Raw genomic sequence first — 23,180 nt, forward strand, 5'->3', positions numbered from 1 at the left:
TCACGCCGTCCATGTACATGTCCGGTCCCTGACCGGCGTCGAGGAGTACGACGTCGACGGAGCCGCACTCCGCGACGGCGGCCGCCACCACATCTGCGGCCGCCTGCGCGTTCGGGCGTCTGCCGGGATGACCGGACAGACGCTGCCTGCGGCCCGTATCTCCTCGGCCCCGGAGGGGAGTTCGGTGGCGCGGCGTGCCGTGATGACGAATCGGTTGGCGCCGTGGGCGAGTTGGCGTGCCACCTCGGCACCGATGCCCGACGAAGCGCCGACGATCAGAACCGTCCGGCCGGTGATGCCTGCCATGGTGTCCGCTAGGGAAGCAGGCGGTGCCGCTGCAGAACAGATCGCGCACGCCGGGAGACGCCTGGGCGTCCAGGGCGGTTGCGGGGTCGGTCGGGCCCGCCGACGGGGACCAGCGGCGACGCCGTGTGCTACTCCTTGGCGGCGGATGATGTGCGGGTCGGCTTGCCCAGTGCCCAGAAGAGCACGCCGAGGAGCATGAACCCGATGAGCGGGACGGCCTCGGTCAGCAGGTACTTCCAGCGCTCGCCGTAACCCCAGCCGTCCGGCGCGTAGTCGGAGCCGAACCAGTGGTCGCCGAGTCCGGGGGCCACCAGCTGCACGCTCGCGAACAGGACGAGCAGGGTGAGCACCACGCTGATGGTGCGGGGGAAGGGCGCCCGGTAGGGGCGGGGGACGTCCGGGGCCTTGCGGCGCAGTACCGCGAGTGCCGGGAAGATGCCCAGGTAGCTGACGAGGGTGGTGGACACGGCGAGGCCGAGGACGGCGCCGAAGAGCTTGGCGGCGCTGCCGTCGGTGAGTTCGTGGGCCAGGACCAGGACGAGGGTCGAGACCAGACCACTGAGGACGTTGACCCGTACCGGGGTGCCGAACCGGCTGGAGATGACGCCGAGGAAGCGGGGCGCGGCGCCGTCGTAGCCGGAGACGGCGAGGGCGCGGTCGGAGCCCATGACCCACGTGACGCCGGAGGACAGCACCGTGAGGATGAACATGATCGCGGCGAGGTCTCCGAGCAGGCTGCCGGCGCCGCTGAGCGTGGCGGTGCCGTCGGCGGCGACGTGGCCGCCGTACACGGTGAAGACCTGCCTGATCGCGTCGATGAATCCGCCGAGCCCGGTGATGGCCTTGACCGGCAGGACGAGCAGGATGCCGAGGATCGGCAGCGCGTACAGCAGTACGGCGAGGCCGGCGCTGCGGAAGATGGCGAAGGGCACGTCCTTCTGGGCGTCGGTCATCTCGTCGCCGGCGGTGTTGGGCAGCTCGAAACCGACGTAGTTGAACATCAGGACGGGCACCAGGCCGACGAATCCGACGTAGGTGGGGGAGAAGTCGCCGAGGCCGAATCCGTGCAGGCCGTGCTGGACGCCGTAGACCACGACCGTGACGGTGAACAGGCCGAGGAGGAGGAAACGGCTCCAGGCGCCGATGGTGGGAATCCACTTGCCGACGTCGAAGGAGAGGATCGCGGCGAGCACACCCACCCAGACGAACACGAGGGTGAAGGCGTAGAAGGCCGGGGTGCTCAGGTCCTTCCCGTCGTTGAAGAAGGTGGTGCAGGCCGTGACGGCGGAGACGGAGAGCGTGCCGCCGAGCCACACCGGGTTGGTGATCCAGTACAGGAAGTTGTTGACGGCACCGGCGAGCCGTCCGAAGGCCCGGCTGGTCCAGATGTAGGGACCGCCCTCGTCGGGGAACGCGGCCCCGAGTTCGGCGGTCAGTAGCGCGGAAGGCACGAAGAACACGACGGCCAGCACGATGAGCCAGGTGAACGCCTCGGCACCGGACGAGGCCACGGTGCCGATGGTGTCCACACCGACGATGGTGCAGAGAAGGAAGAAGAGGATGTCGAAGCGGCCGAAGTGCTTGCGCAGCTTCTGTCGCTCCGTCCGGGCTGCAGTCGGCGTGTCGGCCGGCTCGGACGTTATTTGGCCAGCGGCCACCGGGGGCTCCTGCGTGCTCGTGGTACGGGTGGGATCCGCCCATGATCCGCCGCCTCCACAAAGCCCCACAAGCGTTCATGTACAAGTCTTGACCATGACTTCTTCGCACGAATGCAATCGAAACCGCACCGAAACACGGCAATGACAGCCCGCACCTCACATCCGGAACCGGCCCTTCACCAGCCCTCCGCGCAGCCCTGCGCGGAGGGGGAGACAGCTCAGCGACGCAGGTAGGCGAGTTCGGGGAAGTGGCGCTGGTAGGCGGACAGCAGGCGCTCGGCGACGGCATACGAGTCGATCAGCGGGTGGATGGTCAGCGCCTTGACCGCGCGGGCGCGGTCGCCGGTGCCGGCGGCTTGGACGACCGAGCGTTCGACCGCCTTCACCGAGCACACCAGGCCCGCGCCATGGTCGGGCAACGAGGCTCCGGCGATGGGGCGGGCCCCGTTGGCGTCCACGTGGCAGGGGACCTCGATGACGGCGTCGTCGTCGAGGGCGGGGATCCGGCCGCGGCCCCGGACGTTGAGGATGAGGGTGGCGCGCTCGTCCAGGGCGATGGCCCGCATGAGGGAGAGGGCCACCTGCTCGTATCCGCCGGATTCCAGGTCGCAGGAGTCCCGTTCGCCCATGCCGACGGCGTCGCGGTTCTCGGCCATGTAGGTGGTCTCGCGCTCCAGGCGGGTGGCGTCCCACGCGTTCCAGGCGGAGCGGGGTGCCGACCCGCCGCTGCAGGCGGTGCCCATGGAGTCGTAGAAGTGCTGTTGCTGGAACTCGAGGAAGGCACCCCGGGTTTGTTCGGCGGCCCGGGCGGAGTCGACCGACTCGCGGTTGAAGTAGTAGTAGTGCAGGTATTCGTTGGGCAGCGCCCCGAGCGTGCGCAGCAGGTCGGCGCCGAAGAGCTTGCCCTCCTCGAAGGAGGTCAGTGCCGCCTCGTTCTCGAACAGCGACGGCAGCAGGTCCCGGCCGTCGGCGTACAGGCCGCACAGCCAGCCCAGGTGGTTCAGGCCCACGTAGTCCAGGCGGATGCGGGCCGGATCGGCGCCGAGCGCACCTGCCGCGCGGCGGCCCAGACCCACCGGGGAGTCGCAGATCCCGATCACGCGGTCGCCGAGGTGGGCGGTCATGGCCTCGGTGACCATGCCGACCGGATTGGTGAAGTTGATGACCCATGCGTCGGGCGCCAGGACGGCGATGCGGCGGGCGATCTCGAGCGCCACCGGGATGGTGCGCAGCCCGTAGGAGATGCCGCCCGCGCCGACGGTCTCCTGGCCCAGTACGCCTTCCTCCAGGGCGATCCGCTCGTCCGCCGCGCGGCCGGCGAGCCCGCCGACGCGGATGGCCGAGAACACGAAGTCGGCTCCGGTGACCGCCTCGTCCAGGTCGGTGGTGACGGTGACGAGGGGTGGGTCGCGGTGCCCGGCGGACTGGTCGGCAAGAACCCTGCGGATGGTCGCCAGCCGGGAGGCGTCCACGTCGTGCAGGGTCACCTCGGTGACCCGTCCTTCGCCGTGGTCGCCCAGCAGCGCCCGGTAGACCAGCGGGACACGGAAGCCGCCGCCGCCCAGGATCGTGAGTCTCATACCTCGACCACCTCGACTCCCGCCTCGCGCAGCCGGCTGCAGGTCTTCTCGTCCGCGGCGGCATTGGTCACCACGATGTCGAGCTCCTCCGGACCGCACACCCGGGCCATCCCGGTGCCGGGGAACTTGCCCGCGTCCGCCAGCAGGACCACCTGGGCACTGGCGGCGATCATCGCCCGCTTGACGGGGACCTCGACGGCGGTGGTGTCCAGCACCTGGCCGTCGGGGCGTACCCCGCTGGTGCCGAGGAACAGCCGGTCGGCGTGGATCTGCCGCAGGTTGTCCTCGGTGAGGAAGCCCACCAGCGAGCGGTAGTCGCGCCGGACCACGCCGCCCAGCAGGATCAGCTGGACGGCCTTGTCGTCCTGGAGCTCCTCGTAGACGGCCAGGTTGCTGGTGATCACGGTCAGGGAGCGGCCGTGCAGATGGCGGGCCACCCGGTGTGCCGTGGTGCCAATGTCGAGCAGGACCGTCTCGCCGTCCTTGACGAGATCTGCGCACCAGGCGCCCAGGGCGTCCTTGGCCTCGACCCGGACCGCGGCCACGTCGGCGAACGGGTCGTCCTCACCGACGACCGGGGCGGCACCGCCGTATACGCGTTTGAGCAGCCCCTCGTCCTCCAGTTGCACCAGGTCACGCCGGATCGTGGCCTGGCTCGCCCCGACCTTCTCGGCCAGGGAGGTCACGCTGGTGGGACCGTCCGCGCGCAGGACACGCAGGATCAGCTCATGTCTTCGGTCAGGGAGCATGGCGCCGACCATACTCGCGAACTCGCCAAACTCAAGCAAAGTCACGCATGAATGTCTCGATCACTGCTTGACTCTTGTCAAAACCGCTCACCGGGTGCACTCTCTTGCGTAATTCGAGCCGGGTTCGGGCCCCACTCCGGTCGGTCGAAGCGGATCAACGGCGCTTTTCGCCGCCATTGGCGCGTCGGCACCGTCTGAGAAGACCGCGTCACACGTCCCGGGCAGCGAGGTGCGTTCGTCGGCCACCGTCGCCCTCAAGTCACCGGACCCACGCCGGCCCCTCCCTCGCCCATGACTCCCAGGTCCTAGCCGGACACGCCCAACACCAGGAGAAGACCGTGGACCTTTCCCGCAGACGATTCCTTCAGGCCGCCGCACTCACGGCCGCTACGGCAGGTGCCACCGCAGCGTGCGGCGGCGGCACCGGGGCGAGCGGCAGCAAGGACGACAAGAACCTGACCCTCTGGTACTGGTCCGGCGGCCTGAGCGACAAGGTCGTCGCGGACGCCAAGAAGCACTTCTCCGGCATCAGCCTCAAGACCTCCGTGGTCGGCGGCGACTTCAAGACCAAGCTGCTCACCGGCCTGAGAGCCGCGCAGTCCGCCCCGGACATCACCGGCATCAAGGGCGAGGACATCGCCTCGTTCCTGCCCAACGCCAACCGCTTCATCGACCTGAACACCCTCGGCGCGGACAAGGAGATCGCGCAGTACCTGTCGTGGAAGGTGAAGCAGGCCACCACTCAGGACGGCAAGCTCATCGGACTCCCGATCGACGTCGGCCCCTGCGCCATGTTCTACCGCGAGGACCTCTTCGCGAAGGCGGGACTGCCCACCGACCCCGCCAAGGTCTCCTCCGAACTGTCCACCTGGGACGACTACTTCCAGGCCGGCGTCGAGTTGCACAAGGCCACACCGAAGACCTTCCTGATCAACAACATCAGCTCGGTGTTCACGATGATCGTCGGCCAGAACGTCCACCGGTTCATCGACGAGAGCAACAAGTTCATCGGCGACCAGGACCACATCCGCACCGCCTGGACCACCGCCGTGAAGCCCTACACCCTCGGCATCGACGCCAAGATCAACGACAACACGTGGAACGCCGCCGTCAGCGGCGGTGCCCTGGGGACCGAGATCGGCGCCGCCTGGCACGCGCTGGACATCACGAGCGCCGCCCCGGACACCAAGGGCAAGTGGCGGGTGGCGAGCCTGCCGGGCGGGCCGTCCAACCTCGGTGGGTCCTTCCTGGCCATCCCCGCCACCAGCGGCAACCCCGAAGAGGCCTTCAAGATCATCAGCTGGATACTCAGCCCGGAGAACCAGGCGCGCGGCTTCACCGACGCCGCGCTGTTCCCGACCGCCCCGGCCGCGTACCTGCTGCCCGCGCTGACCGGAGGCGACGCCTTCTTCGGCGGCCAGAAGACCATCGAGATCTTCGCTCCGGCGGCCGAGGACATCCCCGCCGCCTACGAGGCCCCGGCCGACGCGGCGGTGTCGGCGCCCTTCTACAGCGAGCTGACCAGCATCGAGGCCAAGGGCAAGGACCCGGACACCGCCTGGAAGGACGCGGTCAGCCAGGCCAAGCAGATCGCCCAGCGGCAGGGAGTGAAGTGACATGTCGTCAACCCCGGTAGCCGGTCCGGCAGCCACCGGACCGTCCTCCGGATCGGACACCGGGCCCGCCGGCCGGCCCGGCCCGGACCGCCCGCGCGGTCCGGGCCGGCCGCGCGGTCCGGGCCGGCCCGGCCGCCGGGTCCGGCCGGTGTCGGCCGGGGCCCGGCGCGGGCCGCGGCGGCGGGTCGCCAGGCACTGGCCGCAGTACCTGGCCATCTCGCCGTACTACCTGCTCTTCTCGGTCTTCATGCTCTTCCCGGTGCTCTACACCGTGTATCTCGCGTTCCAGAAGTGGGACGGCATCGGGGAGATGCAGTTCGTCGGGTTCCAGCAGTTCCGCTTCCTGTGGGACGACCCGGTGTTCTGGCTGTCCGTCCGCAACACCCTCGTCATCTGGGTGCTGTCCACCGTGCCGATGCTCTTCCTGGCGCTGGTGCTCGCGGTGCTGGTGAACTCCACCAAGCGCTTCACGGCGTTCTACCGGGTCGCCCTGTTCATCCCCAGCATCACCTCGCTGGTGGCCATCGCGATCTTCTTCGGCGCGGTCTTCAGCAACAACTTCGGCCTGATCAACGCCATCCTCAGATCGCTGCACCTGTCGGCCGTGCCGTGGATGAGCAACGAGTGGACGATCAAGCTCGTGATCGCGGCGCTGATGACGTGGCAGTGGACCGGTTACAACGCCATCATCTATCTGGCCGGTCTTCAGGCGATCCCCTCGGAGCTCTACGAGGCCGCCAGGATGGACGGGGCCGGCCCGGCGCGGATCTTCTTCTCCATCACGATCCCGCTGCTGCGGCCCATCATCCTGTTCACCGTGGTGATCTCCACCGTCACCGGCCTGCAGAGCTTCACCGAACCACAGGTGCTGTTCGGGAGCGAGGCGGCCACCAACCCCAACTCCGGCGGGCCGGGCCAGGCGGGTCTGACCACGTTGCTGTACTTCTACCACCAGGCCTTCGACAACAACGACTTCGGCTACGGGGCCGCCATCGTCTGGGCCTTCTTCCTGCTGATCCTGCTCATCGTCACCGTCAACTGGCGCCTGGTGCAGCGTAAGGAGCGACGGCCGTGAACAGCCAGAACCGCAACCGCGTCCGTGGGCTGAGCGTCCATCTCATCCTGATGACCGGTGTCGTCATCTCGGTGTTCCCGTTCTACTGGATCGTCGTCATGGCGACGAACACCTCGCAGGACATCTACCGTTACCCGCCGAAGCTGTGGTTCGGCGACAACCTGATGACCAACGTCCAGCACCTGTTCGACAAGATGGACTTCTTCGGGTCCCTGTTCAACACGGTGATCGTCGCGGTCTGTACGACCGTGCTGGTGCTGTTCTTCGACTCGCTGGCCGCCTTCGCCTTCGCCAAGTACGACTTCCCCGCCAAGAAGTTCCTCTTCGGCGTGCTGCTGTCGATGTACATCCTGCCGACCCAGCTGGCGATCATCCCGCAGTACGAGATCATGGTGCAGCTGGGCTGGCTGGGCACGCTCAAGGCGCTCATCGTGCCCGCCGCCGCCAACGCCTTCGGCATCTTCTGGATGCGGCAGTACACCACCAGCAGCGTCCCCGACGAACTGCTGGACGCCGCCCGCATCGAGGGCGCGGGGTTCTTCCGTCTGTACTGGCACGTGGTGCTGCCGTGCGTCCGCCCGGCCCTGGCGTTCCTCGGCATCTACACCTTCATCGCCGCCTGGAACGACTACATCCTGCCGTTGGTGATGCTGGTCAACCCGGACCGCCTCACCCTCCAGGTGGCGCTGGCACAGCTGTACGCGGGCCACTCCACCGACTACAGCATGGTGATGTCCGGGGTACTGCTGTCGGTCATTCCGCTGGTGCTGGTGTTCACCTTCTTCGCCCGCGGTTTCATCGCCGACGCCACCAAGGGCGCCCTGCGCTGAGGGCGGCGAGTGATGAGGCCTTCGGACTCCGCGAGCGCTGCGGGTGCGGCGGCTGCCTCGGTCATCCGGCGTCGGCGGGCACCCGCTGCTCCCCGTCGGGCACGGCGGCCGGGCGGTCGTCGACGCCGTCGGTGGGTGCCGGTGCCCGTGGGGCCAGACCTCGGGCGAGGGCGGCGAGGGCCGCGACGGACCCGGCGACGAGCAGTGGGTGCCCTACCAGCGACATCTGGACGCCTTCGAACGGGTCAAAGGACGTCAGGCCCGCGCGTTCGAGCATCCAGGACACCGAGAACAGCAGGCCGAGGAGGGCCACCCCGATACGGAACGCGGGATACACGGCTGTACGGGCAAGGACGAGCAGCGACGGCATCATCAGCGCGACGACCAGCAACTGCGTCAGCTCGATGCCCAGGTTGAAGCCCAGCAACGTGGTCACGAGGGATCCTCGGTCCAGCCCCAGCTCGCCGATGAGCGACGCGAACGCCAGCCCGTGGACGAGCCCGAAGCCACTGGCGATGAGGACCTCACCGCGGGCCACCAGGGGGCGTATCGCATGGAGCGCGGACACCGCGATCGAGAAGGCGATCAGCGTCTCGACCGGCCGTGACGGTACGTGAATCACGCCGGCCGCCGCCAGCGCCAGAGTGAGCGAGTGGCCCACCGCGAACGCGGAGACGACGTGCACGACACGGACGACGCTGCGCCGCGCCGGTGCACCGGCTGCCCGCCATCTGCCGCCCGCCGCCGCCAGCGGGGCCGGTATGAGCAGCATCAGGAGGAACAGCAGGTGGTCGGCGCCCTCCCCGACGTGCTCGATGCCCAGGCCCGCGGTGGCGGCGAAGCCCTTCAGCCACGAGCCCTCGCCGGCGGGCACCTTCAGGCTCTTGTTGTTCCAGTCGACGACCCCGAGGGTCTCGGCGTCGTCCGTCTTGAGGATGCCGCGGTCGAAGTCGTACCGGACGGTGACGATGACCCGGTGGGTGAGCAGTTCCTCGACGATGACGTCGTAGCGGAGGTCGAAGTCGGTGACATGTCCGTCGGGCGGGCGGATCTCGAGCGGGTAGACGAGGTGCGCCACCGCGTCGATCGTACGGACCGACGGCGTGCCGAGCGTGACCGTCCAGGACGTGCCGTGGGCGGCGGCGGAGATGTGCTCGGCGGTGTAGCGCTTCAGGAACGCCCGGTCGGCGCCGAGGACGCCGGCCGGGGTGAGGTCCCGGTGGACGGCGACGGCCAGGCGGTCGATGGGCAGTTGCACCTCCCCCTCGACCCGGTCTTCCTGGACGTCGAGGAGGACGGCGGAGGTGCTCATGGGGTGGGCGCCGGCCGGCGACGCGAGGCCGCCGACCAGCAGGAACACCGCGATGAGGAGTGCGGGAAACAGATGGCGCACGGCGATGGTCCCTGGCTCCGTCATTCCCAGCCGTAGTCGGCGGTCTCGTCCCGGAAGATCGTGTGCTGATGGATCTCGTCGGTGGAGGCACCGGGCTGGTTGGAGAACTCGATCCAGGCGGACGGCCCGTCGAGGCGGACGTACGTCTGGTCGTTGTCGAGGGTCGTCCCGCCGCTCCAGCCGATGTACGTCTCGTCGTACTCGGAGACGTACTTGGCCAGCATCCGCGCCGCGGCCTTCTCGTCCAGGTCGTCGACCCAGGCCTTCAGCATGGCGGTCACCTTGGCCTGCTGCTTCTTGGTGAGGCTGCTGACCAGGACGCCCTCCGGCTGCTCCGGGAAGGGACCGTCGTTGCCCGGACCCAGGTACAGGTCGTCGAAGCTTCCGTCGATCTCGGCCGCCGTCAGCTCGTCGGCGGTGAGGGACTGGATTGCGCCGATGGTGGAGGTCCGCTTGTCCTCCAGCGGGGCGTAGTACAGGTCCTCCCAGTTGAACTCCATCGGCTCGACCGCGGTCAGCGTCGGCGACATGGTCACGCTGCTTCCGGCGTAGGTGATGTTGTACGCCGCGTGGTGGCCGCCGTACTGGACCGTGAACTCGCCGGTCTTGCTGGGCGTTCCGAAGAAGGAGATGTAGTACCACTCCGAGCCGAAGTTGGCGCCACCACCGCCGCCACCACCGCCGGGCCCACCGGGCCCGCCGGTGGGCGTGCCGGTCGGCGTCCCGGTGGGTGTGTTGCTCGGGGCGGCGGTGGGCGTGGCACCGGTATCGCCGGTGTCCGACAGCGAGGCGAGGTAGTCGTCGGCCTTGCGGATCTCGACGAGTTCCTCGTAACCCTTCTTGCTGAGCGCGGCCTCCATCACCTTCAGGGCCGCGGCCTCCTGCTCGTCGGTGAGGTCACCGAGCTTGAGGCCGTTGCGTTCCACGACCGGCGTCGGGAAGTTCGACCAGCCGGTCTTCTTGGTGGCGTCGTCGAAGTCGTAGAGGACGGTGTCCTTCTGCTCGTCGGACAGGGTCGCGAGGAAGGCGTTGGCGGCGGCCACCACCTGGGCAGTGTTCGCCCCGCCCGCACCGGTGCGGGTCGCGGAGGCCGGAATCGCCTTCTGGGTCGTCAGCTTCGCCGACGAGGACGCCGAGCCGGTGGTGGCACAGCCGGCGACGCCGAGACCGACGCACGTGGCGAGGGCCACGGCGCGGCGGACGAGCGCCTGCCTGGGCCCTCGGGTGCGCGACGGCGATCCGGGCCCGGCGGTGGGGGTGACGAGGGCAGACATGGGACTCCTGTGGGGGTGATCGATGGGTGCGGCCCTCATGCTGGGCGAGGGATCTCAAAGCTCGGCGGGAGTCCGTCCGGAATTCGATGAGAACAGGCGTTCAGGATGGTGTGCCATCATGCCGGGATGCCGGATCGTGTCCTCATCGCCGACGACGATCGTGCGGTCCGCGAATCCCTCGCGCGGGCACTGGAGTTGGAGGGGTACGAGGTCGTCACCGCCGTTGACGGAGTCGACACGCTGACCCGGGCCCGCCGGGAGTCCTTCAGCGCGCTGGTCGTCGACGTGATGATGCCCCACGTCGACGGAGTGGCCGTGTGCCGTGTGCTGCGGGCCGACGGCGACCGCACACCGATCCTGATGCTCACCGCGCGAGCCGGGGTCCCCGACCGGACCGCCGGCCTGGACGCCGGAGCCGACGACTATCTCCCCAAGCCTTTCGAGGTGCCCGAACTGCTCGCACGCCTGCGGGCGCTGCTGCGCCGGGCCGCGCTGGTGCCGGGGCCCGCCCCCCAAGCCGAGGCACCGGACGGAGCGGGTGCCGTGCTGCGGATGGGAGCACTGCGAGTCGCCCCGGGCGCCCGGCGGGCATGGTGGGGCGAGAGCGAACTGCAGCTCACCAAAACGGAGTTCGAGCTGCTCGAGCTCCTGGTGCGCAACGAAGGACTCGTGCTGGACCACGCCACGGTCTACCGACAGGTCTGGGGCCCTCACGTCGGCGTGGACGCCAAGAACCTCGCGGGCTACATCGGCTACGTGCGGCGCAAGCTCGCCGAGGCCGGTGCACCGCCCGACCTGATCCACACGGTACGGGGCGTGGGCTACGCGGTACGCCGATCATGAGCCTGCGCTCACGGTTCGCGCTCGCCTTCGCCGCCGTCGGCGCGGTGGTGGCGACGGCGGTGGGTGTGCTGAGCTACTACGCCGCCTCCGACCGCGTCCTCGCGGAGATCGACCGGTCGCTGCGGTCGGCGACCCAGACCCTGGCGCGCGCCCAGGAGCAGGATCAGGAACCGGCCCTTGACGACACGGTCACCCGGGCCCCGGACCTCTTCCCCGGGCCGGACCGGCCCGGCCCGGGGGACGAGGAGGAACCGCAGCCGACCCTGCAGGCCGTGTCCCGTGACGGCACGCCCACCCATCTCGGCGGCCCGCCCGTGCCGTTGCCGGTGTCCGACATCACGCGTGTCCTGGCCGCCTCCGGCGAAGCCGGACAGTCGGACACCGCCGAGATCGTCGTGGACGGCCACACCTATCGTCGGCTGGCCACGGCGCTGGGCGGGGACCGCGGGGCCTTGCAGGTGGCCGTCCAGGTCGACCAGACGCACTATGTGCTGGGCGGCATGGCCAGGGAGATCGCGGCGGTCAGCGGCGCGGTCATGCTCGTCGCGGCGGGCGCGGGCCGGCTGCTCGCGGGGCGCATCACCCGGCGCCTGGCCCGGTTGACGGAGGTCACCGAGGAGGTGAGCGCCGACGGCCGAGTCGTCTTGGACGGTGCGGGCCTGGTGGGCGGGCGCGACGAAGTGGGGCGGCTGTCCGCGTCGTTCAGCAGGATGCTCGCCCGTATCGTCGCCGCCCGTGCGGCCCAGGAACGGCTGGTGCACGACGTCGCCCATGAGCTGCGGACCCCACTCACCAGCCTGCTCACCAACGCCACCGTGTTGCGCCGCGCCACCGAGCTGTCCCCGGACGCCCGCGACCGGCTCCTCGACGACGTCGAGGGCGAGACGCGCGAGCTCGGCCACCTGGTCGACGAGCTTGTCGAGCTGGCCCTGGCCCAGGGCCGTCAGGAGGCCGAGGAACCCGTGGAGCTGGCCGAGGTGGCCCGTCGCGCGGCGCGGCGCGTGTATCGGCGTACCGGCCGCCTGGTCCACATCGACGCCGACGGATCCGTGGTCCGCGGCCGCCCTCAGGGACTCGAACGCGCGGTGGGCAACCTGCTGGAGAACGCCGCCAAGTTCGACCCCGAGGGCAGCGAACCCATCGAGGTGCGCATTCAGCGGGGCCAAATCACCGTCTCGGACCGCGGACCGGGCATCGCCGGCAACGACATCGCCCACGTCTTCGACCGGTTCTATCGGGCCGACACCGCCCGCAGCCTGCCCGGGTCCGGACTCGGCCTCGCCATTGTCCGCGACGTCGCCGAGACCCACGGCGGCACCGTGTTCGCGGGTGCCCGATCCGGGGGCGGGACCGCGATCGGCTTCAGTGTGGAGGGATCACGTCTCCTGTTGGGGCCCCGTGCCGATTCCGGCCCCGGCTCCGGGCCCGGCACCGATTCGGGCTCCAGCCCCGGCTCCGGCACCGATTGCGGCCCCGAGTCCGGCTCGACGACGACTCCCGCAAGCGGCGGACCGCAGCAGGCGGACGACGGGCGGGTTCGGTGAAGGACGGCATTCACGGTGGCTTCGGAGCCCGTGGCTTCGGAGCCCGCTTCCTCGGCACCGCGACAGCACCGGACGCGACGACCCTGAGGAGGCGGCGGAAGGTGGAGCACTCCATGTGGCTCGGTGCGGGGCAGGCGGCGGCGTGCCGTAGGGAGTCACGCAGAACGCCGAGTTCGCGGATCGTCCTGTCCAGCTCCTCCGCCTTGGCCGCGAGCATCTGCCGGTCGATGCGGGGTTGTCCGTCCGGCGCGAACATGCGCGCGATCTCGTCGAGCGAGAAACCGGCCGTGCGCCCCGCCGCGATCAGCGCCAGACGCTCCAGCACGCCGGGATCGTACTGACGGCGCAGGCCCCGCCTGCCGATCGAGGTGATCAGGCCCTTCTCCTCGTAGAAACGCAGCGTCGAGGCGGGAACCCCGGCGCGGTGCGCCACCTCGGCGATGTCCAGATCTGTCATCCTCTTGACCTCAAGTCGACTTGAAGTAGGACGGTGTCATCTCCGACCGGGCAAGGCAAGCACAGGAGTCGAACATGGACATCACGCGCAGGACCGAAGACGAACAAGCGGCCCGTTGGAACGGGCCCGCCGGCCACGCCTGGGTCGCGGCCCAGGCAGTGCTGGACGAGATGCTCAGCCCCTTCGAAGACCTACTCGTCGAAGCGGTCCTCGCCGACCACGGGCGCCACGTGCTCGACGTCGGCTGCGGCACGGGCGGCACCACGCTGGCCGTCGCGCGGCGGTTGGGCGCGGCGGGGCGCTGCGTCGGCATCGACATTTCCGAACCGGTGATCACCGCTGCCCGGGAACGTGCCGAGCAGGCGGGCACTCCGGTGTCCTTCATCCACGCCGACGCACAGGATCACGCGTTCGAACCTGCCACCTTCGACACCATCATTTCGCGCTTCGGAGTCATGTTCTTCAACGACTCCGTCCGAGCCTTCACGAACCTGCGGCGTGCCGCGAGGGACGACGCCAAGCTCCGCTGCATCACGTGGCGCACCCCCGCTGAGAATCCGTTCATGACGACGGCCGAACGCGCCGCGGCACCGATCCTGCCGAACCTCCCCGCCCGCCGACCGGACGAGCCGGGGCAGTTCGCCTTCGCGGACCCGGACAGGATCCACCGCATCCTGACGGAGAGCGGCTGGACCGGGATCGACATCCGGCCGATCGACGTGACCTGCACCCTGCCCGAGACGGAGCTGGTCGGCTACTTCACCCGGCTCGGTCCAGTCGGTCAGGTGCTGCGCGAGGCGGACGAGCAGACCCGCGCACAGGTCGTCGCGACGGTCCGGGCCGCCTTCGACACCTATGTGCAGGGCACGGAAGTCCGCTTCACCGCTGCCTGCTGGATGATCGGCGCCCGAGCATCGTCCGCGTCAGGGGCGGTGAAGGACACGGCCACCACCTGAGCGGTGGTTGTCGCCTCGCTGCCGTCACACCGTCGGCGAGCGGTCACGAAACTTTCGTGAACCCGGGGAGCCTTTCCCGAGCGCCGGAGCCTGGCGCATCCTGTGGTCCGTGGTGCTGCCCACATCCGAGGCCGTGAACGCGGAGACGGCGCCGTTCTACCGGGGCGACGGCCCCATGAAGGAACCAGATGACGCGGAAGAAGGCCCTGGTGGTCCGAGGCGGATGGGAGGGACACGAGCCGATCCGGGCCACGGAGCTGTTCCTGCCCTTTCTGCGCGGCAGTGGATACACCGTCCGGATCGAGGAGTCGACCGATGTCTATGCCGACGCCGCCGAGATGGCCGGCACCGACCTCGTGGTGCAGTGCGTCACGATGTCGGAGATCACCGCCGAGCAACTGTCGGGACTGACCACGGCCGTCGCGGCCGGCACCGGCTTCACCGGCTGGCACGGCGGCATCGCCGACTCGTTCCGTGCCTCATCCGACTATCTCCACCTGGTGGGAGGCCAGTTCGCGACGCACCCGGGCAAGGAGCCGTGCGAGCGCCGGGGCGACGCGGAGGACAACTACCTGCCGCACGTCGTCGACATCACCGAGCTCGGCCGCGCGCACCCCATCACCGCGGGCCTCCAGAACTTCGAGCTGCACACCGAGCAGTACTGGGTGCTCCACGACGACCTGTGCGACGTCCTGGCCACCACCACCCATCCCACCCGGCCGTGGCAGCCCTGGCACCGGCCGGTCAGCTCGCCGGCGGTCTGGACCCGTCGGTGGGGTGCCGGGCGCATCGTGGTGACGACACCGGGGCACAGCCTCGACGTGCTCGAGAACCCCACCGTCCGCACCATCATCGAAAGGGGCATGCTGTGGGCGACGCGCACCGCATCGGCGTCGTAGGTCTCGGGGTCATCTCCCGCGCGTACCTGGACACTCTCCTCGGCCATCCCGCCGTGCGCGTCACCGCGGTCGCCGACCTCGACGCCTCCCGGTCGGCCGCGGTCGCCGCCGAACTGCCCGGCGTCGAGGCGCTGACCGTCGAGGAGTTGCTGAGCAGCCCGGACGTGGACACGGTGCTGAACCTCACCGTCCCCGCGGCCCACGCCGAGATCGCCCTCGGCGCCATCGGTCACGGGAAGCACGTCTACGGGGAGAAGCCGCTGGCCGCCACACTCCTCGAAGCCCACGCCGTCACGGAGGCCGCCGCGAAGGCGGGAGTCGGTGTGGGGTGCGCGCCGGACACCGTCCTGGGCACCGGGATCCAGACGGCTCGGGCGGCTGTGGAGGCGGGGCACATCGGACGTCCCCTGTTCGCCTCGGCCGCGATGATCACCCCGGGACACGAACGCTGGCATCCCCACCCCGACTTCTACTACACCACCGGGGGTGGCCCCCTGCTGGACATGGGGCCGTACTACCTCGCGTCCCTGGTCCACCTGCTGGGACCTGTGCGTGCCGTGATCGGGACGTCCAGCCGGCTCCGCGCCGAGCGTGTCATCGGCTCCGGCCCGCGCGCGGGTGAGCGGATACCGGTCGAGGTGGACAGTCATGTCTCCGGTGTGCTCGAGCACGTGGACGGGACCCTGACGACGATCACGACGAGCTTCGACGGCGTGGCCACAACGGCGGCGCCGATCGAGGTCCACGGCGAGAGGGGGACGCTCACGGTTCCGGACCCGAACTGCTTCGACGGCGAGGTACGGCTCTTCGAACTCGGCGACACGCACTGGCGCACGCTCCCGCCGTCGGCCGGCTACGTCGGCGGCGCACGGGGCATCGGCCTGCTCGACTTCATCGGCGCCGACGGGCAGCGGGCGCCTCGCGCGAGCGGCGATCTCGCCCTGCACGTGCTGGAGGCGATGAGCGCCCTCCTGCGCTCGTCGGCCGAGGGGCGACGTATCGAGCTGACGACGTCGACGGCGCCGCCCGTTCCCGTTCCGCTGACGGCCGCCGAGGAGTGGAGAGGACGCTCCGCCCGCCGACCCACGTCGCCGTGACGCCGTGGAGCCGGACCGGCGTGCGGCGACGGGCCGCACCACCGGGGGCGCTCCTGCCGGTCCGAGCGACAAGGTGCCGGACATGTGTGTGGGGGAGTCCCTTGTGGTTCCGCAGTCAGACGGCCAGTGGGTAGTGGCAGGCGGCGTGACGGCCGGACGCCGTGGGTGTGAGTCGGGGGCGCTCCAGGGCGCAGCGCTCGCGGGCGTAGGGGCAGCGGGTGCGGAAGGGGCAGCCCGTCGGCTTGTCCACCGGGTTGGGTACTTCGCCGGTGAGGACGATGCGTTCCCTGGGCGGTGCGTGGGTGCCGTCGTCGATGTCCGGGACCGCGGACAGCAGTGCCTGCGTGTAGGGGTGGGCGGGGGCCTCGTACAGCGCCTCCGTCTCGGCCAGTTCGACGATCTCACCGAGGTACATGACCGCGATCCGGTCCGACACGTGCCGGACCACGCCGAGGTCGTGGGCGATGAAGACATAGGTGAGCGCGAACTCCTCCTGGAGATCGGCGAAGAGGTTCAGTACCTGGGCCTGGATCGACACGTCGAGGGCGGACACCGGTTCGTCGGCGACGATCAGCTTCGGAGCGGTGGCCAGGGCCCGGGCGATACCGATGCGCTGGCGCTGCCCACCGGAGAACTCGTGCGGATAGCGCTCCAGATGCGCCGCGGCCAGTCCTACGACGTCGAAGAGCTCGGCGACTCGGCGGCGTACCGAGGCCGCGTCCCCGTAGCGGTGCACGAGCAGCGGTTCCGCCACGATGTCCCCGGCGCGGCGGCGGGGGTTGAGCGAGGCCTGCGGGTCCTGGAAGACCAGCTGCATGCCCGGACGTACCGGCCGCAGCCGGCGGGCGGAGAGAGCGGTGATGTCCTGTCCGTCGAACTCGACCCGGCCGCCCGTGAGTTCGGTGAGTCGGACCAGACAGCGGCCCAGGGTGGACTTGCCGCAGCCCGACTCGCCGACGATGCCGAGGGTTTCGCCGGTGCGGACCTCGAGTGACACTCCGTCCACGGCGCGCAGCACCCGGCGGCGCCGGGACAGTGTGTCCGCGCGCAGGGGGTAGTGCTTGGTGACGTCCGTGGCGCGCAGCAGGACGTCGCCACCGGGAGGCGCACCCTTGGCCACTGCCACCATGTCCTGTGCCGTCACGACGCCGCCTCCGTGTCCATGTCCGTTGCCTCGTCGGCCGCCGCGCGCGCCGTCAGGCGCAGCGACGCCCGGTCTTCGGTCGGCAGCCAGCAGGCGTCGCGGTGTGCGGCGTCGCCGTTGCCCGCGGCCAGCGCGGGCCGCTCCTCGCACCGGTCGTGACGCAGCCGGCAGCGCGGCGCGAACGCGCAGCCCTCCGGAAGGCTGCCGGGCGAGACGGGCAGACCCGCGATGGTGGGCAGCCGCCGCAGCCGGGGGCCGCCGACGCGGGGCACCGAGTCGAGCAGGCCCCAGGTGTACGGGTGGCGCGGGCCGTGGAACACCGCCCGGCGCGGACCGTCCTCGGCCGCCCGGCCGCCGTACATGACCAGGACCCGGTCGGCGATCTGGGAGATCACGCCCATGTCGTGCGTGATGAGCACCACCGCCGAGCCGCGCGCGTTGAGCTCGCGCATCAGGTCGAGGATCTGCGCCTGGACGGTCACGTCGAGCGCCGTGGTCGGTTCGTCGGCGATCAGCAGCGAGGGGCTGCAGGAGAGGGCCATCGCGATGACCGCGCGCTGACGCATGCCGCCGGAGAACTCGTGCGGGTAGGCGTTCACCCGCGAGGCCGCGTCGGGGATGCCGACGTCGGAGAGCAGCCGGACGGCGCGGGCGTGTGCCTCCTTGCGGGACACCTGCTCGTGCGCCCGTATCTGCTCGGCGATCTGCCAACCCACGGTGTACACGGGGGTCAGCGCGGTCATCGGGTCCTGGAAGACCATGGCGATCTCCCGGCCCCGTATCGCGCGCATCTGTTTGTCGGGGAGGGACAGCAAGTCACGCCCGCGGAAGAGGGCTTGGCCCGAGACGGTCACGTTCGGGTTGGTCAGCAGTCGTAGCACGGCCAGCATCGACACGCTCTTGCCCGAGCCCGACTCGCCCACCACGCCCAGGACTTCGCCTGGCGACACCGAGAGGGACAGGCCGTCGACGGCGGTGACCGGGCCCCGGCGGGTTCGGAACGACACCCGCAAGTCGCGTACTTCCAGCAGAGGTTCAGGCATGACGTGCCCTCGGGTCGAGTCGCGCGTACAGGATGTCCACCAGTGCGTTGGCGAGGACCACGAAGAACGCCGCGTACAGGACGGTCCCCATGATCACGGGCAGGTCGAGGTTCTGCAGGGCGTCGAAGGTGAGCTTGCCGATGCCGGGCAGGCCGAAGACCACCTCGGTGAGCAGCGCCGCGCCGCCCACGAGGGCGCCGAAGTCCAGGCCGAACAACGACACGATCGGGATCAGCGAGCAGCGCAGGGCGTGGCGGACGAGGATCCGGCGCTCGGACAGGCCCTTGGCCCGCGCGGTGCGGACGTAGTCCTCGTTCAGCGCGGTGACGACCTCGCCGCGCAGCAGCCGGGCGTAGATCCCGGCGTACAGCAGTGCCAGGGTCAGCCAGGGGAAGAGGAGGTGCAGTGCCCACTGGCCCGGGTGGCTCAGCCCGACGTATCCGGGTGGCGGCACCCAGGAGAACACCGAGTCGTGCAACTGCTTCTGGGTGACGAGGTTGACGACCTCGCCGAGCCAGTAGGCCGGCAGCGAGACGCCGACCACGCCGACCAGCATGATCAGCGGATCGGCGGCCTTGCCGCGGAAGGTCGCCGCGGCCGTGCCCATGAGGATGCCGGCCGTCATCCAGATCAGCGCCGCACCGATGACGAGCGACAGGGTGACGGGGGTGGCCTGCACTATCTGCGGAATGACGCGGGAGCCGCGGTTGACGAACGACTCCAGGTCCCGGTCGACGAGCAGATGACGCATCATCAGCAGATAGCGGATCGGCATCGGCCGGTCGAGGCCGAAGGAGTGCCGTACTTGGGCGAGCGTGGCCGGGTCGGCGTTGCGTCCCGCGATGCGGGCCGCGGGATCGACTCCCGGGGTGGCGAAGAAGATCAGGAACACCAGGACGCTGATGGCGAACATCACCAGCAGGGCCGAGGCGAAGCGTCTGAGCGCGAAGTAGAGCATGAGCGTCACACCCCTCCGCGCAGTCGGGCGCTCGGGTCGAGCGCGTCGCGCACGCCGTCGCCCAGCACGTTGAGTGCCGCCGTGGTCAGTGCGATCAGCAGTCCCGGGGCGATCGTCACGGCGGGGCGGGTGTAGAGCAGTCCCAGACCGTCCTCGATGATCGTGCCCCAGCTGGCCTCGGGCGGCTGGACGCCGACGGACAGGAAGGACAGGGCCGACTCGGTCAGCATGGCCAGCGCGGTCATCAACGGGACGAACACGATCGCGGTGGGCAGGACGTTCGGCAGGACCTCCCGGCGCAGGATGCGCAGGGTGGGCGCGCCGGACCCGACGGCCGCCTGGATGTACTCCTTGTTGCGCAGCACGAGGACCTGGCCGCGCAACGGCCGTGCGATGTACGGCACATAGATCGCCGCGATGATCGCGACCGGCAGCCACAGGCTTCCCGCGTCCACGGTGAGCGGCCCCAGGCGCAGCCCGTCGGTGAGCAGGACCACCGACAGACAGATGGCCAGCAGATACACCGGAAACGCCCAGACCACATCCAGGATCCGGGAGATGACGGCGTCCACGACACCGCCCGCGTAGCCGGCGACGACTCCGACGGCCGTACCGACCAGGCAGGTCAGCAGAGCCGCGGTGACGCCGATGAACAGGCTCGTACGGCCGCCGTACAGCAGGCGCGCCATGACGTCGCGGCCCTGGTTGTCCGCGCCGAGGAAGTAGTGGGCGGGGTCCCAGGTGGGTCCGATGGGCGTGACACCGAGGCCGAGGCCGGTGCTGCTGGGGGTGAGCACGGGCACGGTCTTCCCGCCGACGACCGTGGTGCCGGAGACGTGGGACTGGAACGGGTCGGTGTGGGCGACGTGGTCCGCGTACAGCGGAGCGCACAGGCTCGCCAGCACGACGATCAGCAGGACGACGGCCGCGGCCAGCGCAGACCTGTTGCGCAGCAGGTCGGCGCCGGCCGTCCGCCAGGGGCCCGGCGAGCGCCGGGCCCCGGTCGACGGGTTCGGGAGCGTGCGGCTCATGTGACCCACAGCTGCCCGACGAGCATGTAGAACTGCTTGCTGAACTGGTAGTTGCCGACCCGCTTCGACGTGAAGTCGATGAGCTTCGGGTTGATCAGCGGAACGACCGGTGACTCGGCCATGATCTCCTGGTCGATTGCGCCCCACTGCTGGTCGGCGCTCTTCTGGTCGGTCTGCCCGGCCGTCAGCGCGGTCTTCATCTTCGCGTCGATGCCCTTGTCGCAGAAGCCGGCGATGTTGATGCTGGAGTCGCTGCCGGGATGGAACGAGGCACAGGACAGGAGCACGTTGAGAAAGTCGGAGGCCGCCGGATAGTCCTGGTACCAGGACGTCAGGGCGAGCTGCACCTTGTTCTTGGTGTTCTGGATGTAGGTGAACTGGATGTTCCCCGACAGCGGCTTGAGCTTCGCCTTGTAGCCGAGCTGGGTGAGCAGGCTCTGCAGGTACTGTCCGATCGACTTGTTGACGTCGTCGTCCTGGACGACGATGCCGACCTCCTGGCCCGCCGTACCGGACTTCTTCACCAGTTCCTTGGCCTTGGCCAGGTCCGCGGCCGACCAGGCCTTGCCACCGCCCTTGGTGTAGTCGCAGGAGTCGACGTGCCCGGGGAAGCCCGGCGGCAGGATCGTGCAGGCGGGAGAGGCGAGGTTCGTGCCGCCGTACAGCCGGACCACGGCGGAACGGTCCACGGCCCAGTTGATCGCCTGACGGGCCAGCTTGTTGTTGAAGGGCGCCGTGTTGACGTTCAGCGTCGCGTACCAGAACGCGGTCAGCGGGTTCACATGTGCCTGGGAGGAGTACTTGGTGCCGATCTCGTTCAGCCGGTCGGCGGGCGGCGGGTCGTACATCCAGTCCGCCTGGCCGTTCTCGACGGCGGTGACCATGGACTCGACGGTCTGGCCGAAGGTGTAGTCGATCGCGTCGGGATAACCCTGGGGCTGGCCCTCCCGGGACCACTCCTTGAAGTGCGGGTTGCGCACCAGCTTCAGCGCCCGGTTCGGGTCGTACGAGGCGGCCATGTACGGACCGGTCGTCGGCAGCGGCTTGGTGCCCGCGTCCTTCGCCGGCGAGTCCTTCGGTACGACGCTGGCGTGCGGGACGGCCAGCTTGTACGGGAACTCCGGGTCCGGGGCGGTGAGGTTGACGGTGACCGTGCCGGCCGTCGCGTCGCCGGTCACGCCTCCCTCGAGCGTGCAGGAGGCGGGCTTCTTCAGACAGGCGTCGGCTCCGACGATGCCGTTGTAGAAGGTGCCGGCGGTGGGGCTGGAGACCTTGAAGATGCGCTGGAAGGACGCCACCACGTCGTCGGTGGTCAGCGCCTTGCCGTTGGAGAAGGTGATGCCCTTGCGGAGCGTGAACGTGTACGTCTTGCCGCCGTTGGTGACCTTCGGCATCGCGGCCGCCAGGTCCGGGACGACGGTGAACGACTGCCGGCCGCCGACCTTCTTGAACGAGAGCAGGCCGTCGTACATCGACTGGTACAACTGCCAGTACTGGAGTGTGTAGTTGACCTGCGGGTCGAGGCTGCCCGCCGCGGCGTGAGCGACGAGCTTCAGGGTTCCGCCCTTGTGCTGCGGCTGGAAGGCGGAGGAACCCGAACCGGAGGAGGACGCGGTCGGATCGGAGGAGGAGTCGTCGCCGGAGGACGAACAGGCGGCGGCGGTCAGGGCGAGGGCGACGGTGGCGGCGGCGAGCGCGCTCCGTCTCGTGTTGCTGGACATCCGGGAACTCCCGTCGGGGGATCAGTCGGTGGAGTCGAGGAACTCGCCGACGACCCGGAGGTAGAGCTCCTCCTCCTCGACGTGCGGCATATGGCTGGAGTGCTCGAACAAGTGCCAGCGCACGTCGGGGATGTGGTCGGCGAAGGGACGGACGGTCTCGGGAGTCGCCTCGTCGTACCGCCCGGACACCAGCAGGGTCGGCACCTCGATCAGGTGCAGCCGGTCGACGACGGACCAGTCCTTGAGCGTGCCGACGACATGGAACTCGTTCGGCCCGTTCATCGTGTGGTACACGGTGGGATCGGCCTCGATGTTGTCCCAAGTGGCCTGGATTTCCGGCGGGTTGGGGACCAGTCGGCACACATGGCGCTCGTTGAAGACCTGCTCGGCCGCACGGTAGGCGGGGTGGTCGGTGGTCCCGGCCGTCTCATGGGCGAGCAGGGTGTGCTGGACCTCCGGCGGGAGCTCGGAGCGCAGCTCGTCCGCCGCCGCCAGCCACAGTTCCATGGACGCGGGGGAGTTGGCGATGACCAGGCCGCGCAGCCCGGGGGGTCGGCGTACGGCGTGCTCGGCGGCGAGCATGCCGCCCCAGGACTGGCCGAGGACGTGGTAGGCGTCGGCGATGCCCAGCGCCTTGAGGAGGTTGTCGAGTTCGTCGAGGAAGAGCTGGACGGTCCAGAAGTCGGCGCCTTTGTGGGGCAGGTGGGTGGACAGTCCGGTGCCGAGTTGGTCGTAGTGCACCACGGTGCGGCCCTGCTGGGCGATGCCCGCGATGCTGAGGGTGTAGTTGTGGCCGGCACCGGGTCCGCCGTGCAGGACGACCAAGGGTGTCCTGCCCGGTTCGCCCGTGATCCGGTACCAGGTGGACCAGCCGTTGAAGTCGACGGTTCCGGTGTGGTTCGGTTCGGGGATCGCCACGGGGAAGCCTCCCGGGCCGACCGGAATCGGCCGACCTGTGTCTGAAATCAGATGGGTGTGACGGATGGGTGAGATAGTGATTGGGTAA

21 protein-coding genes are annotated in these 23,180 nt (G+C 69.7%); 8 read left to right on the top strand and 13 right to left on the bottom strand.

The genetic code is table 11. The features are described 5' to 3' along the window. The 4 genes from ADK57_RS09920 to ADK57_RS09935 form a co-directional block, all read right to left on the bottom strand. Nucleotides 1-306 (bottom strand): SDR family NAD(P)-dependent oxidoreductase, encoded by a 306-nt coding sequence (locus tag ADK57_RS09920; protein ID WP_053749010.1) that lies wholly within the window; start codon nucleotides 304-306, stop codon nucleotides 1-3. A gap of 128 nt (nucleotides 307-434) precedes the next feature. Continuing rightward, nucleotides 435-1,964 (bottom strand): APC family permease, encoded by a 1,530-nt coding sequence (locus tag ADK57_RS09925; RefSeq protein WP_053749011.1) that lies wholly within the window; start codon nucleotides 1,962-1,964, stop codon nucleotides 435-437. 218 nt (nucleotides 1,965-2,182) lie between these two features. Further along, nucleotides 2,183-3,544 (bottom strand): 6-phospho-beta-glucosidase, encoded by a 1,362-nt coding sequence (locus ADK57_RS09930; RefSeq protein WP_053749012.1) that lies wholly within the window; start codon nucleotides 3,542-3,544, stop codon nucleotides 2,183-2,185. Beyond that, entirely contained in the window at nucleotides 3,541-4,293 is a 753-nt protein-coding gene (locus tag ADK57_RS09935) for a DeoR/GlpR family DNA-binding transcription regulator (RefSeq protein WP_053749097.1), read from the bottom strand. The genes ADK57_RS09930 and ADK57_RS09935 overlap by 4 nt, the downstream gene beginning before the upstream one ends. Nucleotides 4,294-4,631: 338 nt before the next feature. Between ADK57_RS09935 and ADK57_RS09940 the strand changes: the two genes are divergently transcribed. The 3 genes from ADK57_RS09940 to ADK57_RS09950 are packed head-to-tail and all read left to right on the top strand — an operon-like array spanning nucleotide 4,632 to nucleotide 7,814. Continuing rightward, complete coding sequence (locus ADK57_RS09940) at nucleotides 4,632-5,909, top strand: extracellular solute-binding protein (RefSeq protein WP_053749013.1); 1,278 nt, start codon at nucleotides 4,632-4,634, stop codon at nucleotides 5,907-5,909. 1 nt (nucleotide 5,910) lies between these two features. Beyond that, nucleotides 5,911-6,984, top strand: coding sequence for a carbohydrate ABC transporter permease (locus ADK57_RS09945; protein ID WP_078973043.1), 1,074 nt, complete (start codon nucleotides 5,911-5,913; stop codon nucleotides 6,982-6,984). 50 nt (nucleotides 6,985-7,034) lie between these two features. Next, complete coding sequence (locus tag ADK57_RS09950) at nucleotides 7,035-7,814, top strand: carbohydrate ABC transporter permease (RefSeq protein ID WP_078973050.1); 780 nt, start codon at nucleotides 7,035-7,037, stop codon at nucleotides 7,812-7,814. A 61-nt stretch (nucleotides 7,815-7,875) separates the two neighbouring features. Here ADK57_RS09950 and ADK57_RS09955 read toward each other — a convergent pair whose 3' ends face one another. Both ADK57_RS09955 and ADK57_RS09960 read right to left on the bottom strand, forming a co-directional pair. Continuing rightward, on the bottom strand, nucleotides 7,876-9,207 hold the full coding sequence (locus tag ADK57_RS09955; RefSeq protein WP_078973051.1) for a HupE/UreJ family protein: 1,332 nt from the start codon (nucleotides 9,205-9,207) through the stop codon (nucleotides 7,876-7,878). A gap of 20 nt (nucleotides 9,208-9,227) precedes the next feature. Beyond that, nucleotides 9,228-10,481 carry a DUF3500 domain-containing protein gene (locus ADK57_RS09960; protein WP_078973044.1) on the bottom strand — a complete coding sequence of 418 codons (1,254 nt, stop codon included), beginning with the start codon at nucleotides 10,479-10,481 and terminating at the stop codon, nucleotides 9,228-9,230. Nucleotides 10,482-10,607: 126 nt separating this feature from the next. Between ADK57_RS09960 and ADK57_RS09965 the strand changes: the two genes are divergently transcribed. Beyond that, nucleotides 10,608-11,324 carry a response regulator transcription factor gene (locus ADK57_RS09965; RefSeq protein WP_053749015.1) on the top strand — a complete coding sequence of 239 codons (717 nt, stop codon included), beginning with the start codon at nucleotides 10,608-10,610 and terminating at the stop codon, nucleotides 11,322-11,324. Further along, nucleotides 11,321-12,868 (top strand): HAMP domain-containing sensor histidine kinase, encoded by a 1,548-nt coding sequence (locus ADK57_RS09970; RefSeq protein WP_078973045.1) that lies wholly within the window; start codon nucleotides 11,321-11,323, stop codon nucleotides 12,866-12,868. Before ADK57_RS09965 ends, ADK57_RS09970 begins: the two co-directional genes overlap by 4 nt. 10 nt (nucleotides 12,869-12,878) lie before the next feature. Here ADK57_RS09970 and ADK57_RS09975 read toward each other — a convergent pair whose 3' ends face one another. Then, nucleotides 12,879-13,325: a helix-turn-helix domain-containing protein gene (locus ADK57_RS09975; protein WP_053749016.1), complete on the bottom strand. Its 447-nt coding sequence runs from the start codon at nucleotides 13,323-13,325 to the stop codon at nucleotides 12,879-12,881. 74 nt (nucleotides 13,326-13,399) lie between these two features. On the opposite strand from ADK57_RS09975, the gene ADK57_RS09980 reads away from it, so the two are divergent. The 3 genes from ADK57_RS09980 (at nucleotide 13,400) to ADK57_RS09990 (ending at nucleotide 16,277) form a co-directional block, all read left to right on the top strand. Next, nucleotides 13,400-14,281, top strand: coding sequence for a class I SAM-dependent methyltransferase (locus ADK57_RS09980; RefSeq protein WP_053749017.1), 882 nt, complete (start codon nucleotides 13,400-13,402; stop codon nucleotides 14,279-14,281). Nucleotides 14,282-14,469: 188 nt separating this feature from the next. Continuing rightward, the gene (locus ADK57_RS09985) at nucleotides 14,470-15,180 is read left to right on the top strand and encodes a ThuA domain-containing protein (RefSeq protein WP_053749018.1); all 711 of its coding nucleotides are present in this window, start codon (nucleotides 14,470-14,472) and stop codon (nucleotides 15,178-15,180) included. Then, complete coding sequence (locus tag ADK57_RS09990) at nucleotides 15,150-16,277, top strand: Gfo/Idh/MocA family protein (protein WP_053749019.1); 1,128 nt, start codon at nucleotides 15,150-15,152, stop codon at nucleotides 16,275-16,277. The genes ADK57_RS09985 and ADK57_RS09990 overlap by 31 nt, the downstream gene beginning before the upstream one ends. A 115-nt stretch (nucleotides 16,278-16,392) precedes the next feature. On the opposite strand, the gene ADK57_RS09995 is transcribed toward ADK57_RS09990, so the two are convergent. Genes ADK57_RS09995 through ADK57_RS10020 form a run of 6 tightly spaced genes read right to left on the bottom strand, consistent with a single transcriptional unit; the run spans nucleotide 16,393 to nucleotide 23,092 of the window. Then, the gene (locus tag ADK57_RS09995; RefSeq protein ID WP_078973046.1) at nucleotides 16,393-17,421 is read right to left on the bottom strand and encodes an ABC transporter ATP-binding protein; all 1,029 of its coding nucleotides are present in this window, start codon (nucleotides 17,419-17,421) and stop codon (nucleotides 16,393-16,395) included. Then, on the bottom strand, nucleotides 17,418-18,464 hold the full coding sequence (locus ADK57_RS10000) for an ABC transporter ATP-binding protein (protein ID WP_053749020.1): 1,047 nt from the start codon (nucleotides 18,462-18,464) through the stop codon (nucleotides 17,418-17,420). The genes ADK57_RS09995 and ADK57_RS10000 overlap by 4 nt, the downstream gene beginning before the upstream one ends. Beyond that, the gene (locus ADK57_RS10005) at nucleotides 18,457-19,422 is read right to left on the bottom strand and encodes an ABC transporter permease (protein WP_053749101.1); all 966 of its coding nucleotides are present in this window, start codon (nucleotides 19,420-19,422) and stop codon (nucleotides 18,457-18,459) included. Before ADK57_RS10005 ends, ADK57_RS10000 begins: the two co-directional genes overlap by 8 nt. 5 nt (nucleotides 19,423-19,427) lie before the next feature. After that, nucleotides 19,428-20,453: an ABC transporter permease gene (locus ADK57_RS10010; protein WP_053749021.1), complete on the bottom strand. Its 1,026-nt coding sequence runs from the start codon at nucleotides 20,451-20,453 to the stop codon at nucleotides 19,428-19,430. After that, nucleotides 20,450-22,174, bottom strand: coding sequence for an ABC transporter substrate-binding protein (locus ADK57_RS10015; protein ID WP_053749022.1), 1,725 nt, complete (start codon nucleotides 22,172-22,174; stop codon nucleotides 20,450-20,452). The genes ADK57_RS10010 and ADK57_RS10015 overlap by 4 nt, the downstream gene beginning before the upstream one ends. A gap of 21 nt (nucleotides 22,175-22,195) precedes the next feature. Next, a complete protein-coding gene (locus ADK57_RS10020) occupies nucleotides 22,196-23,092 on the bottom strand; it encodes a proline iminopeptidase-family hydrolase (protein WP_053749023.1) in 897 nt (298 codons plus the stop codon). Between the last annotated feature and the right edge of the window lie 88 nt (nucleotides 23,093-23,180).

The organism is Streptomyces sp. MMG1533 (assembly GCF_001279775.1).
GTDB lineage: Bacteria > Actinomycetota > Actinomycetes > Streptomycetales > Streptomycetaceae > Streptomyces.